Origin of the sequence: Roseateles amylovorans (assembly GCF_025398155.2) — a bacterium.
GTDB lineage: Bacteria > Pseudomonadota > Gammaproteobacteria > Burkholderiales > Burkholderiaceae_C > Roseateles > Roseateles amylovorans.
This window is the reverse complement of sequence record NZ_CP104562.2, coordinates 1243121-1256462: the sequence shown is the minus strand read 5'-3', so window position 1 is coordinate 1256462 and position 13342 is coordinate 1243121. Positions and strand designations below refer to the sequence as shown.

At 67.4% G+C, this 13342-nt stretch carries 14 protein-coding genes and 1 pseudogene; 12 read left to right on the top strand and 3 right to left on the bottom strand.

The features are described from left to right. Nucleotides 1–252 precede the first annotated feature (252 nt). From msrP to N4261_RS05420, 9 genes and pseudogenes are all read left to right on the top strand, one after another. Entirely contained in the window at nt 253–1236 is a 984-nt protein-coding gene (msrP, locus tag N4261_RS05460) for a protein-methionine-sulfoxide reductase catalytic subunit MsrP (protein WP_261759196.1), read from the top strand. 10 nt (nt 1237–1246) lie between these two features. Beyond that, entirely contained in the window at nt 1247–1897 is a 651-nt protein-coding gene (gene msrQ / locus N4261_RS05455) for a protein-methionine-sulfoxide reductase heme-binding subunit MsrQ (RefSeq protein WP_261759195.1), read from the top strand. A gap of 446 nt (nt 1898–2343) precedes the next feature. Then, a pseudogene (locus tag N4261_RS05450) lies at nt 2344–3366 on the top strand (NAD(P)/FAD-dependent oxidoreductase); the annotation flags it as partial. Between the two features lie 84 nt (nt 3367–3450). Further along, nucleotides 3451–3819: a dihydroneopterin aldolase gene (locus tag N4261_RS05445; RefSeq protein WP_261760618.1), complete on the top strand. Its 369-nt coding sequence runs from the start codon at nt 3451–3453 to the stop codon at nt 3817–3819. Nucleotides 3820–3985: 166 nt separating this feature from the next. Then, nucleotides 3986–4957: a tRNA 2-thiocytidine(32) synthetase TtcA gene (gene ttcA / locus N4261_RS05440; RefSeq protein WP_435532006.1), complete on the top strand. Its 972-nt coding sequence runs from the start codon at nt 3986–3988 to the stop codon at nt 4955–4957. 326 nt (nt 4958–5283) lie between these two features. Beyond that, nucleotides 5284–5568: a hypothetical protein gene (locus tag N4261_RS05435; protein ID WP_261759193.1), complete on the top strand. Its 285-nt coding sequence runs from the start codon at nt 5284–5286 to the stop codon at nt 5566–5568. 132 nt (nt 5569–5700) lie between these two features. Then, nucleotides 5701–6393 (top strand): DUF4136 domain-containing protein, encoded by a 693-nt coding sequence (locus N4261_RS05430; RefSeq protein WP_261759192.1) that lies wholly within the window; start codon nt 5701–5703, stop codon nt 6391–6393. A 96-nt stretch (nt 6394–6489) separates the two neighbouring features. After that, a complete protein-coding gene (gene glmU / locus N4261_RS05425; protein WP_261759191.1) occupies nt 6490–7863 on the top strand; it encodes a bifunctional UDP-N-acetylglucosamine diphosphorylase/glucosamine-1-phosphate N-acetyltransferase GlmU in 1374 nt (457 codons plus the stop codon). A 173-nt stretch (nt 7864–8036) separates the two neighbouring features. Then, nucleotides 8037–8543, top strand: coding sequence for a hypothetical protein (locus N4261_RS05420; protein ID WP_261759190.1), 507 nt, complete (start codon nt 8037–8039; stop codon nt 8541–8543). An 86-nt stretch (nt 8544–8629) separates the two neighbouring features. On the opposite strand, the gene N4261_RS05415 is transcribed toward N4261_RS05420, so the two are convergent. Further along, on the bottom strand, nt 8630–9484 hold the full coding sequence (locus N4261_RS05415; RefSeq protein WP_261759189.1) for a transposase: 855 nt from the start codon (nt 9482–9484) through the stop codon (nt 8630–8632). Between the two features lie 279 nt (nt 9485–9763). After that, the gene (locus N4261_RS05410; RefSeq protein ID WP_261759188.1) at nt 9764–10237 is read right to left on the bottom strand and encodes a thioredoxin family protein; all 474 of its coding nucleotides are present in this window, start codon (nt 10235–10237) and stop codon (nt 9764–9766) included. Nucleotides 10238–10361: 124 nt separating this feature from the next. Here N4261_RS05410 and N4261_RS05405 point away from each other — a divergent pair, with 124 nt between their 5' ends. Then, on the top strand, nt 10362–11270 hold the full coding sequence (locus tag N4261_RS05405; protein ID WP_261759187.1) for a DUF808 domain-containing protein: 909 nt from the start codon (nt 10362–10364) through the stop codon (nt 11268–11270). Nucleotides 11271–11306: 36 nt separating this feature from the next. Here N4261_RS05405 and N4261_RS05400 read toward each other — a convergent pair whose 3' ends face one another. Next, nucleotides 11307–12188: an ion transporter gene (locus N4261_RS05400; RefSeq protein WP_261759186.1), complete on the bottom strand. Its 882-nt coding sequence runs from the start codon at nt 12186–12188 to the stop codon at nt 11307–11309. Between the two features lie 245 nt (nt 12189–12433). Between N4261_RS05400 and N4261_RS05395 the strand changes: the two genes are divergently transcribed. Then, nucleotides 12434–12661 (top strand): hypothetical protein, encoded by a 228-nt coding sequence (locus N4261_RS05395; RefSeq protein ID WP_261759185.1) that lies wholly within the window; start codon nt 12434–12436, stop codon nt 12659–12661. Nucleotides 12662–12700: 39 nt separating this feature from the next. Next, a complete protein-coding gene (locus tag N4261_RS05390; RefSeq protein ID WP_261759184.1) occupies nt 12701–13312 on the top strand; it encodes a UPF0149 family protein in 612 nt (203 codons plus the stop codon). Nucleotides 13313–13342 lie beyond the last annotated feature (30 nt).

The window sequence follows — 13342 nt, the reverse complement described above, 5'->3', positions numbered from 1 at the left end:
GGAAGCGCAGCCCAAGGGATTCCGCGCGGTACTTTCGTGAGGTCCTCTCGCAGGGGACGCTTTCGGAGATGGCACTTTCGGACGGCGCGCTTTCGGACGTCTTTGGTTCGACTTCCGCATGCCTTTCCCAGGCCTTAAGCGTTGTCTCATGAAATTCCTGCGCCGGCAGCGTAAGGTTCGGGGGTCGATCCGCGACGAAGCGTGATCGAACCCTTGCGCCCTTCGGCGCGCCCTCCCCCGAAAGGTCAGCCCATGCATTTCCTGCCACAGCGTGATGGACAACGCATTCCGTCCTCCGACATCACGCCCCGCGATGTCTACGACAGCCGCCGCGATTGGCTGAAAACCGCCGGCGCCCTCGGCCTGACCGGCCTGGGACTGTCGGGCACGGTCCAGGCCCAGACCGCCGGCCCCGGCAAGCTGGCCAAGCTGCCGGGCGCCAAAAGCGCGGTGCCTGGAGGTTTCGCCCTGGAGAAGCTCACCAGCTACCAGGACGCCACCACCTACAACAATTTCTACGAATTCGGCACCGACAAGAGCGATCCGGCCAAGAACGCCCACACCCTCAAGACCCGGCCCTGGACCGTTGCCATCGAAGGCGAATGCGCCAAGCCGGGCCGCTACGGCATCGAGGACCTGCTCAAGCTGGCGCCGATGGAAGAGCGCATCTACCGGCTCCGATGCGTCGAGGGCTGGTCGATGGTGGTGCCGTGGGTCGGTTACTCGCTGTCTGAGCTGCTGAAAAAGGCCGAACCGACCGGGAAGGCCAAGTACGTCGAATTCACCACCCTCGCGGACAAGGCGCAGATGTCCGGTGTCCGTTCCGGCGTGCTGGATTGGCCCTACATCGAAGGACTTCGGATGGATGAGGCCATGCATCCGCTCGCGCTGCTGGCCTTCGGGATGTATGGCGAGGTGCTGCCCAACCAGAACGGTGCGCCGCTGCGGCTGGTCGTGCCCTGGAAGTACGGGTTCAAGTCGGCCAAGTCCATCGTGCGCATCCGCTTCCTGGAACAGCAACCGGTCAGCAGTTGGACCAAGGCCGCCCAGCAGGAATACGGTTTCTACTCCAACGTGAATCCGAAGGTGGACCATCCGCGCTGGAGCCAAGCCAGCGAGCGTCGGATCGGCGAGGACGGCCTGTTCGCGAAGAAGCGCCCCACGTTGATGTTCAACGGCTATGAGCCCCAGGTGGGGCAGCTCTATGCGGGCATGGACCTGAAGAAGAACTACTGAGATCGCGACGATGACGAGTCACGCCCCCGCCGCGGCCGGACGCGCCGCCCCCGCGTCCAAAGCCCGGCGGCACCCGCTGCTCCATCCGGCGGCCAAGGCGGTGCTGTTCGCGCTCTGTCTGGGCCCGCTGGCCTGGCTCGTCTGGCGGGCCTTCGCCGGCACGCTTGGCGCCAATCCGGCGGAAGCGATGATCCGGGGGCTTGGCGACTGGGCCATGCGACTGCTGTGGATCACGCTCGCCATCACTCCGCTGCGGCAATGGACCGGACAACCCACCCTCGCCCGCTTTCGGCGCATGCTCGGGTTGTTCGCATTCTTCTACGCCAGCCTGCATCTGCTGGCTTACGGCTGGCTCGACATGGGGCTGGACCTCGCCGACATCGGGCGCGATATCGTCAAGCGGCCCTTCATCCTCATGGGATTCGCCGCCTGGGTGCTGCTGGTGCCGCTCGCGGCCACCTCGTTCAACCGCGCCATCAAGGCACTGGGCGCCAAGCGGTGGCAAGTCCTGCATCGGCTGGTGTATGTGATCTCGGTGGTCGGTCTGATGCATTTCATCTGGATGAGAGCCGGCAAGAACAACTTCGCGGAACCCGCGGTCTACGGCGGGATCCTGGCGGTGTTGCTGGGCTGGAGAGTCTGGAAAAAGGTCAAGGGGTGAGGGCGCGGCCGATCTCGGGATCGGCCTTCCGGACACGGCGCCACGGCATCGGACTCACGGCGCCCCCTGATGAGCCCGGCGCGAAGGCGGGCGCCACTTGGCCTTGAGGCGGGCGCCGCAAGGCGCCAAGGCGGGGGACCGCATGGCGTTACGGCAGGTGCCGCATGGCGTGCGGTCGGCCGCCGACCCCTCGTCGGCCCGTGAAAAACGTCCTGTCGGCGACGCGATTCAGGGCTCAATCGCGCGAGCGGCGACATCTCGCCCTTCAATCCCCGATAATTCGCGACTTCTTGCCTTCCTGCCACCCCCTGGATGCTTCGCGGCGCCAGTTGCCGTTGCCGGAAGTCATTCCGAGACGCCCCGTTTCAGCGGCCATCAGGGACGCAGTCGCCTGAGCCTGCCCCCACGCTGCGGCCGCAGTGAGGCGTGACCCACCGGATGCCGGGATGCCATGTCGCGCCCGCCTTGACGCCAGATTCCCGACGCCCGCCCGCGCAGCCCCTTCGATCCGAGCCCCTAACGCCATGTCCGACGCCTCGACCCGCCTGCCGCCGGATGCACTGCCGTTGTCGGTGGACGCCGCCATCATCGGTGGTGGCCCCGCCGGCTGCAGCGCAGCCAGCTGGCTCGCACAGCTTGGCCTGAGCGTCGCCCTCATCGAACGCGGCCCCCGACTGTGCGGCAGCCTGCAGTCGCTCACCTACCGACAGGACTGGTTGCTGGGGGCCCCCGGCCACAGCCTGGCGGCCCTGGGCGACCGCTATGCCGCCCATGCCACCGCCCAACCGGGCGTGCATGTGCTGACCGGCCAGACGGCGCACCATCTTGACTGGTCCGCCACGCCCGGTTGGCAGCTCTATCTCGATCCGCATGCCGGTGCCCATGACACGGCGCCCGCCCGGCAACCGCTGCATGCCCGCACGCTGCTGTTGGCCACCGGCCTGACGCCCCGCCATCCCGCCCCGCTGTATCCCGCGTCGTCACGGCATGACCGCATCCTGGACGCGCTCGAACTCACCGCCCGACGGGAGTCGCTGCCGGCCGGACGAGTGTTGTTGCTGGGGGGCGGGGACAACGCGGTCGAGAATGCGCTGTATCTGCAAGGACGAGGCCATGAGGTCACCCTCTGGTCTCGGTCCGAATGGCGCGCCCAGACCCACCTGGTGCAACAGCTCGATGCATGGCCCGGCCTGCGCCGCCGCCAAGCCCAGGCGCTGCCTTCGGCGGTGGTCGGTACACCGGACGGCGTCCAGGTGAGCTCCAAGGCCTACGGCACCGAACAGTTCGACCATGTGGCCGTGCTGCTCGGCTATGAACCGGAACCCTCGGCCTGGCTGCAGGTGTCGGATGCGTTGCAGCGCGCCGGCGTGACCGCCCCGTCGCATCCCTTCCGGGACGAGCCTCGCTTCGGCGTGCTCGGCCTGTTCGTGGCCGGCGATGCCAGCGGCCGGCAACACCCGTGCGTGCAGACCGCGCTGGGCGATGGCGTCGTCGCGGCCAAGCAGATCGAAGCCTTCCTGCGACCGCTGCGGGAGTCCCAACCGCCCCCCGCGCTGCGCCGCAACAACCGGCAGGTGATCCACATTGCCGGCCTGCGATTCGGTGCCAACCTGGGCGTGCTGGACTTTGAACGCGAGGGACCGCAACCCATCCAGGTCGATGCTGAAGTCAACCTCGGCGCGCAGACCATCGTCTCGCGAGATGCCGACATCGGCCACGTGCTGGACTACCGCCGCGTGCGGCTGATCATCATCGACGAATGCACCGCCGAACACACTGATCTGCTGGAAGCCCTGCTGGGCAAGCTCTGCACCCGGCTGATGAAGCTGCCCGGCGTGGTGGGCGTGCGCATCAAGGTCACCAAGCTGGAGATCTTCCCCGACTGCCAGGTCGCCATCAGCGCGGAATGCGGACAGTGGTGAACCGGCTCGTCACACGCCATCAGGACCACCGGCCACCGGGCGCCGCTCGCAGAGGCCCTCTTCACTGAGGGCTGAGCGGCCCGCACGGACCGACCCCATCGCGGCCCCGCGCGCCCCATCACCACCCGTTCAGCGCGCGGCCCCACCCGATCAAGACATTGAGGACATGACCATGATTGAAGCGATCCCCACCGCCATCGACACCTCCACGGCGCAGGCCGCCACCGCAGATGCGGCGGCCGCCGAGAAGAAGCACGCGCATGAGATGAACAAGCTCTCCAAGCGCCTGCACCGCCAGGTCGGCCAGGCGATCGGCGACTTCAACATGATCGAGGACGGCGACAAGGTCATGGTCTGCGTGTCCGGCGGCAAGGACAGCTATTCCCTGCTGGACATCCTGATCAACCTGCGCGAACGCGCGCCGATCAAGTTCGACATCGTGGCGGTCAACCTGGACCAGAAGCAGCCCGGCTTTCCGGAAGACATCCTGCCGGCCTATCTGAAGTCGCGCGGGGTGGATTTCCATATCGAGGAGCAGGACACCTATTCCATCGTCAAGCGCCTGGTGCCGGAGGGCAAGACCACCTGCTCGCTGTGCTCCCGCCTGCGTCGCGGCATCCTGTACCGCGTGGCCGGTGAATTGGGCGCGACCAAGATCGCGCTGGGCCATCACCGCGACGACATCGTCACCACGCTCATGCTCAACATGTTCTTCGGCAGCCGGATGAAGGGCATGCCGCCCAAGCTGGTGAGCGACGATGGCAAGAACGTGGTGATCCGCCCGCTGGCGTATGTGAAGGAGTCCGACCTGGAGCGCTGGGCCGAGCACCGCGAGTTCCCGATCATCCCGTGCAACCTCTGCGGCAGTCAGCCGAACCTGCAGCGCGCGACCGTCAAGGCCATGCTGCAGGATTGGGACAAGCGTTTCCCCGGCCGCGTGGACAACATGTTCACCGCCATGGGCAACATCGTCACCTCCCACATGCTGGACCGCCATCTCTTCCCGTTCGAGACCATCAAGGCCACCGGGGCACCGGTGACGGACGGCGACATCGCCTTCGATGAAGAAGAGAACTGCGGCACCACCGCCGCCAGCGGATCGGTGATCCGCCTGGTGCGGGATGACGATCAGGAGTGAGAGGTCAGCCGCAGCGCCAAAGGGGCTGGCATGGCACGGGCGCGCGCCGGCGGGTTGACAGTGCGCGGCAGGTGGTAAGCGGCAGGTGGCAGGCGGTAGAAGGTAGACGGCAGGCGGCGGGAAGTCGTCGATACGGGCTGCGGGGCGGCTGCCCCGGGGCGCATCCAGGTCGCGCTCGATCGATGCTGCGCCGCCTGTCGGTCGTTGGCGCGGACTGTCCTGGTGGTCCTGCAGTTCATCAGCGGGTCGGCGCGGCGCAAGGCCTGGCCCTTCTAGACTCCGCAGCGTTCCGAACTTTTCCATCGTGCGCTGCACAGGACCCCACCATGACCCAAGCCCGCTTCTCGCCCGTCGACACCGACCGCCGCGACGCCTCGCCCACACTCGCCCCGCTGGCTGCTTCCCGCCGCTTCGCGTCGGCGGGCCGTTCTGCCTCGCTGATGCTGATGCTTGCCGCGGCAGCCCTGGCGACCGGTTGCGTCTTCGCGCCGCCGTCGTCGGTGCAGGTCACCAGCGCCAGCGACGTGGCCAAGATGAGCGAGCAGGCGCTCGCGACTTGCGGCGCGGGCCAGGTCAAGGAAGTGAACGCCAAGAGCTTCACCTGCAAATAAGCTGAAACCTGCGCCTTACACGGGCCTCACAGACAAGGTCAACCTGACACGGTCACAATCGTTGTTCTGGAGTCCAGGACGCTCGGCTTGACCGGCGACCGGGACGTCCGGCATCGACAACAGGAGGTCCGTATGTTCACCCTCACCCGCCGGCTGGCCATGGCCAGCCTGAGCGCCGCCGCACTGCTCGCGCTGAGCGCCTGCGGCACGCTCAACAGTGTCTCGGCCGACGCGCAGTCCTTCGGCAGTTGGCCCGCCGGCCGCCAGCCCGGTACCTATGCCTTCGAACGGCTGCCCTCGCAGCAGCAGAACGCGGATGGCCAGGGCCGGATCGAGGACGCGGCGCGCGTCGCGCTGGAGAAGGCCGGCTTCACGGCCGCCGCCGATCCCAAGACCGCCGATGTGATGGTGTCCATCGGTGCCCGCGTGGCACGCAGTGCCTCCGCCCCGTGGGACGACCCGCTCTGGTGGCGCTGGAACGGCAGCTATTTCCATTGGCGCTACGGTCCGGCCTGGCGTCCTTATTACAGCCGCTGGGGCTATCCCTATCCGATGGATCCGATGATGGAACGGCGCTATGACCGCGAGGTTGCGCTGCTGCTGCGCGATCGCAAGTCCAACGAGCCGCTCTACGAGGCGCGGGCCAGCAACGACGGCCTGACCGAAGGCGACCTGGCGATGATGGCCGCCTTGTTCGAAGCCTCGATGGTCGACTTCCCGCAGACACGGCCGGAGCCGCATCGCGTCACGGTGCAGCTGGGGGGCACGCCGCTGACGTCGAGCTCGCCGGTGGCCCCCGCCGCACCGGTCGCCCCCGGCAAGTAGCCCCCCATCGCGGGGACGCCGCCTGACGCCCCCGACCGACTGCGTCCGACGACGCCCCGATAATCGCGGTTTCTCCACAGGGACCGCGATTTTTCTATGTCGCTGAACATTGTCGTGATGGCCGCGGGCAAGGGCACCCGCATGAAGTCCAGCCTGCCCAAAGTGCTGCACAAGCTGGCAGGTCGCTCGCTGCTGCAGCATGTGCTGACCCGGACGGCCGCGCTGGATGCCGACGCCCGGATCGTGATCACCGGCCACGGCGCCGAGCAAGTGGAGGCAGCGATCAGCGGACCCGGCCTGCGCTTCGTGCGACAGATGCCCCAACTGGGTACCGGCCATGCCATCCAGCAGACGGTCCCGGCCCTGGTGGCCGGCGGCAGCACCCTGATCCTCAGCGGCGACACCCCCCTGATCAGCACCCCCACCACCCGCGCCATGGTGGACGCCTGCGAGGGCCGACAGTTGGTGCTGCTCACGATCGAGTACGCCGACCCGACCGGCTATGGCCGCATCGTGCGGGACGGTGAGTCGGTGAAGGCCATCGTCGAGCACAAGGACGCCACACCCGAGCAGCGCACCATCCGCGAGTGCTACACCGGGGTGATGGCAGCCCCCACCGAGGCGCTGAAGCGCTGGGTCGGCCAGCTCGACAACCGCAACGCGCAGGGCGAGTACTACCTGACCGACATCGTCGCCATGGCGGTGGCGGAGGGCGTGCCGGTGGTGGCGGTGCGCACCACCGACGAGACCGAGGTGCTGGGCGTCAACAGTCCCACCCAGCTCGCCCATCTGGAGCGCCGCTTTCAGCGCCAGCAGGCCGACGCGCTGATGGAAGCTGGCGTGCGCCTGGCCGATCCCGCCCGCTTCGACCTGCGCGGCGAGCTGCAGTGCGGCCAGGATGTCGAGATCGACGTCAACTGCGTGTTCGAAGGCGCTGTCACCCTGGGTGATGGTGTGCGCATCGGCGCGAACTGCGTGATCCGCAATGCCACGATCGCGGCGGGCGCCCGCATCCATGAGTTCACCCACATCGACGGTGAGGCCGCCGGCGCCAGCGTCGGCGAAGGTGCGCTCATCGGTCCGTTCGCCCGGCTGCGGCCGGGGGCGCAACTGGGGGCGGAGGTCCACATCGGCAACTTCGTCGAGGTGAAGAACGCCACCCTGGCGCGGGGCGCCAAGGCCAATCATCTGGCCTACCTGGGGGACGCCACCATCGGCGAGCGGGTCAACTTCGGTGCCGGCTCGATCACCGCCAACTACGACGGGGCCAACAAGCACCGCACCACCATCGGTGCGGACGTGCATGTGGGCTCCAACTGCGTGCTGGTGGCCCCGGTCACGCTGGGAGATGGCGCCACCATCGGTGGGGGCTCCACCATCACCAAGGATGTGGCCGCCGGCCAACTGGCCGTGGCGCGGGGCCGACAAACCGTGATTTCCGGCTGGACCCGGCCCACCAAAAAGAAGTGACGGGGTGCTCCCGCGGGCCTAAAAGCCGTAAGCTTTAGACCTTGGGCGCCAGGATCTGTGACAACTTCACGGGTCTGCCCAGAGGATGGCCCGCTCCCCCCGACCTGTGGGAAGCGACCGGAACGGCGAATCCCTAGGATTGGCCCTGTTGTTGGCTCACCAGGTTGTGTTCCATGGCGACTACCGAAACCGCTGCTGACCGTGTCACCGCTGCCGAGGCCCAGCCTCTGCCGTCGGACGATGCATCGAACGTCCTGCCTCCGACCTCGGCGGCCCTGGAGGCGTTGATGTCGTCGGTCGATGCGGCGGAAAGCGCCGAGGCGACCGCCGCCCGCGCCGAGGCACTGGAACAACTGGCCCTGTCCCACGCCATGTGCGACCAGGCGGCCGATGCCTGCTTCTACCTGTGCCGCAGCCTGGGCCTGGCCCGGCAGCAGGAACCCGGCGGCGAGCCCGACCTGGAACTGCTGTTCCAGCTGCTGGGCGCGCTGGCGGACCTGCCGTCGGAAATCAACGCCATGCCGCTGCCCGAAGGTGAGGCCGACGGTCTGGGCATCGCCGAACTCTGCCACCAGCTCAGCGCGGCGCGCGAGCTGACCACCGAGGCATGGAACGAGGCGGCCGACCAGAACCACGCCTTGGCGCCGTGCCCCGCCGCTTCGGCGATGGCGCTGCACTGAACATCTGCATTGGGCCGGTCGCAGAGACCGGCCGCTGAGCGCCAAGGGCCTCCCGGCCCGTCATTTCCAAGCGGTGGCAGCCCGCCTCAATGAGGATTGCCGTCCGCGCCGCGATGTCCGCGCTCGTGACCGGCAATCAGCCGACTGACCCGCGACACCGATAAACCCAGCTCCCGCGCCAGCGCCGTCATCGACTGGCCGCCTTCGGTGTGGGCCCGATAGAGGGCCTCCTCCCTGCTGGTGCTGTTCTTGAGCCAATCGCGCCAGCCCCGTGGCCGTGTGGAACGCGCCGGCCGCTCACTCTGGCGCACGGTGCGCTGCACAAAGGCGGCGTCGCCGAGAAAGATCTGGTGGCGCAACTGGCCCCAGATGTTGAGATCCGGCTGCGCAGTGACCATGGCCTGATAGCGCTGGGCCGCCCGTCGACGGTCTGCCGCATTTTGCGGCACCCGCCCCAGCACATGGGTCCAGAGGCCTTCGACCTCCAGCCACTCCGGGGCCGGTGCCAGCCCGGCGTGGGCGCGGTAGCTGCTCCACGTCCACCCCTCCGGTGACGAGACCAATCCGCTGCGACGGCCGATCAGTTCGACATAACGGCAGGCATCCAGCAGCAGGTGATCGCGATCCACCAGCACCGCCTTGAAACGGCCCTGGAACACATGCCCGGTCTGGCCATGGCGGCGATTGTGGGCCTGGGTGTAGACGCCATTGAGATGGCGCATCAGCCGGGAGAGATTGGCCTGCCGCGTGAACAGCAACAGTTCATAGTGTTCGCGGCCCAGGCCGTAAGCCAGCACCTGCGCATCGAAGCGCTGTGCTGCCTGATCAATCAGATCCAGCAGCACGCGACGATCGTCGTCGTCAGCGAACACCGCCGACTCACCCCGTGTGGCCACGTGGTAGACAGCGCCGGGGAACTCGATGCGAAGCGGTCGGGCCATCCCTTCAAACTAGGCGAGGAACCCCCAAAAAACAAGTGGGCGACGCCACCTGAACCGGGTGGCCGACTCGTCTTCCCTTGCGCTTGCGGCCGCTTTTCACGGGCCCCAGCGGATCGGCGCAAGACGTGGCCCCTGGCGCAGTGAGTCGCCGCCGGGGTCAGGACTGAAGCGCTCCGACGGCCCAAGCCTGGATCGCTGGTCGGTTGGCTGGATCGCTAGATCGCTGGTTGGTTGGTTGGCGGGCTGGCCCCGGCAACCGCAGCCCGCCCTCCAGCAACCTTACTGCTGACCCAGCTTGGCCAGCACCTGCAGGACCGCATCCTGGCCCATGCTGCGGGCATCCGCCAGTTCACCGCCGAGGGTGGCGCCCAGCACCTGGCCGTCCCGGCTCAGCACGGCGACCGTCGGGATGCCCTTTTTCAGGGTCACGCCCATCTGGTTGGCCACGTCCACATTCCGGTCGAAACGACCGACGTTGACCTTCACCGTGACGAAGCGCTTGTGCACTTCGGCGGCCAGTGCGCCCTGGCCGAAGCCGCGATCCAGGGCCAGGCAATCCTTGCACCAGTTGGCGCCGTAGACCACCAGCACCTGCTTGTGCTCGGCGGCCGCGCGGGTGAGCGCCTGGTTGATGTCCGCCCGGGCGTCGGCCTGCTCGTTGTAGGGAGCGCTCGTCTCGGCGGCCAACGAGGGGAGCGACAGGACCGCTGCCAAGGCGGCGGTCACCAGGGTGATGGAGGTGCGTCGTTTCATGCGCGCGAGTGTGCCATCGGCGCCAATTCCACGGTGGGCGCGGGATGTGCCGTAGGGGTTCGCCCGTGCGCATGCGGTACAAACCGGGCTTCACATTCCGCAAAGAACCAAAGAGAACCGATCCATGGCCTCCAGCCTGCTTGCCCTGCTTGACGACATCACCACCGTCCTCGACGACGTGGCCCTGCTCTCCAAAGTGGCCGCCAAGAAAACCTCCGGCGTGCTCGGGGATGATCTGGCGCTGAATGCGCAACAGGTGACCGGCGTGCGAGCCGACCGTGAACTGCCGGTGGTGTGGGGCGTGTTCAAGGGCTCGCTGCTCAACAAGGCCATCCTGGTGCCGGCGGCGTTGGCCATCAGCGCCTGGGCGCCCTGGCTGGTGACCCCGCTCCTGATGGTGGGCGGCGCCTACCTGTGCTTCGAGGGCGTCGAGAAACTGGCCCATCGCTGGCTGCACTCGCCGGAGGATGATGCGCATGCCGAGGCCATCGAACAGGCATTGCTGGATCCGAACGCCGACCTCGCCGCGCTGGAGCGGGACAAGATCAAAGGCGCAATCCGGACCGATTTCATCCTGTCCGCCGAGATCATCGCCATCACGCTTGGAACGGTGGCCGATTCCAACTTCACCACCCGGCTGCTGGTGCTGACCGGCATCGCCCTGGCGATGACGATCGGCGTCTACGGTCTGGTCGCCGCGATCGTGAAGCTGGACGATGCCGGCCTGTGGCTGAGCCGCCGCGGTGCTGCCTGGCAGCAGTCACTGGGGCGCGGTCTGCTGGCGCTGGCGCCGTGGCTGATGAAGGTGCTGTCGGTGGCAGGAACGGCCGCGATGTTCCTGGTCGGCGGGGGCATCCTGACCCACGGCCTGGGCGTGCTGCATGAGGGCATCCAGCATCTGGTGGCAACGCTGGGCGCCAGCGGCTTTGGGCAGACCGTCGTGGAACTGCTCAGCGATGCGCTCGTCGGCATCGTCGCCGGCGCGATCGTGCTGGGCGCGGTGACGCTGATCCAACGGCTGCGCGGTCGCTGAAGGGACACCGGACGGCGGCGATCCGCCGTCCTTGACTCAATCGCGCTGATAGGGCGGCAACGAGGCACCGCAGTCGCGACAAAAGCGGGCCTCGGGCAAGTGCCCCTCGCTGAGGCAGACCTGGCAGGTGCGGGTCGTGGCCGGGCGCTGCCGGCGTTGAGCGGTCATCTCGGCGGTCACGATGCCGGTGGGCACCGCCAGGATGCCCCAGCCCACCAGCATCATCAGCGAAGCAATCGCGCGACCGAAATCCGTCTTCGGCGTGATGTCGCCGTAGCCGACCGTGGTCATGGTCGTGATCGCCCAATAGATGCTCGCCGGAATGCTGCTGAAGCCGTTGTGGGGGCCCTCCACCACATACATGACGGTGCCCAGCACCACCACGATCATGACCACCACCGAAATGAACACCGAGATCTTGCGGGCACTGGCCCGCAGGGCCTCGACCAGCATGGCCGTCTCCGCCACATAGGCGCTCAGCTTGAGCACCCGGAACACCCGCAGCAGCCGCAACACCCGCACGTCCACCAGCGCATACAGCTCCGGCATGAAGAGCGCCAGGTAGGTCGGCAGCACGGCCAGCAGGTCGACGATCCCGTAGAAGCTGCGCGCATAGCGCCACGGATGCCGCACGCAGGCCAGCCGCAGCAGGTATTCGATGGAGAACACCGCGGTCAGCAGGTACTCGCTCACCGTCAACCATGTGCCGTGCCGGGCCCGGAACGAGGCGACGCTCTCCAACATCACCACCGCGATGCTGAACAGCACCAGGCCGATCAAGGCCAGGTCGAAGCTGCGGCCCGCGCGGGTATCGGCTTCGAAGATGACGGTGTAGACCTTCAGTCGCCACCCTGACAGGGGACGGCCCAGGCGTTCGGCTTCGGGGCGGCGGTCACGGGGCTCGATCGGCTTGGGCATCGCTGGTATGGTGGGAAATCAAGGGCGCGGGCGCCGCTTCGCACTGCCGTGGGGCGTCCCGGACCGGTCGTCCGTGCGGGGGGCGGGAGCTCCCGGCGCATCGCCAGCCGACAGTGCGAAGCGGCCAGGGGCGAATGTACCGGCTGCGGCGCACTGTGGATGCACACCGACATCAGTACAGGAAAGCAGTCGTCATTGACGGCGTCGCGACCCCCATGGGAGCGTTCATCGCGGAGAATCACACCATGAAGACGCATCAGATCGAGATCCAGAAGTTCAAGGCCGCCTCCAATTCCAGCCACGGCACCGTGAGCTTCAAGGTCGACGCCATGGTCACCGCGCGCCAGCCGGTGGACGGCATCGAACCTTCCTCCCTCATCACCATGAGCGAGGCCAATGCCCGTGTGCTGATGGCCTTGCTGAAGGCCCAGCTCACCGAATTCGACGGCCGCAAAGCCCGCAGCCAGCGCTGACACTCCCGCCCTCCCCGACCCCTCAGGACCCCGACCACCATGGATTTTCCGCAGTACCAACCCGACAAGGCCGACTACCTGCCGCTGACCGACGACGAGCTGCAGGACCTCGACGACTGGCTGTCCGACGTGCCCACCGACTCCGCGATGAACATCGAGGCGCTGGACGGCTACCTCAGCGCCATGCTGCTCAGCCCCTCCCCCCTGACCGACAAGCCGGGCGTGGAGTGGATGTCGCCCATCTGGGGCGGCGGCGATCCGTTCCAGAGCGGCAAGCAACGCAAGCGCATCGGCCTGTGGCTGCTGCGGCATGTGCACAGCCTCGCGGTGCAGTGGGGCTCCAAGCAGCAGGAGTGGGAGCCGATCTTCAGCGTGGCCGAAGAAGGCGAGCAGCAATTGGTGGATGCCGAGGACTGGTGCACCGGTTTCATGATCGGCGTCGATCAGGACGGCGACGCCTGGAGCCCGCTGTTCGAGCACGTCAAGACCGCGGCCGCACTGGCCCCGATCGCGCTGCTGGGCGGCGACGAAAGCCAGCTCAGCGCAGAGGACCAGGAAAAACTCACCGATCTGCATTGGCGTGATGCGCTCAGCCGAGAGGTGCCGGAAGGCGTTCTCACCCTGTGGACCCTGCGCGAACAAGCGGACTGATCCAGCCGCACTGAGAAGAACAGCGACCAA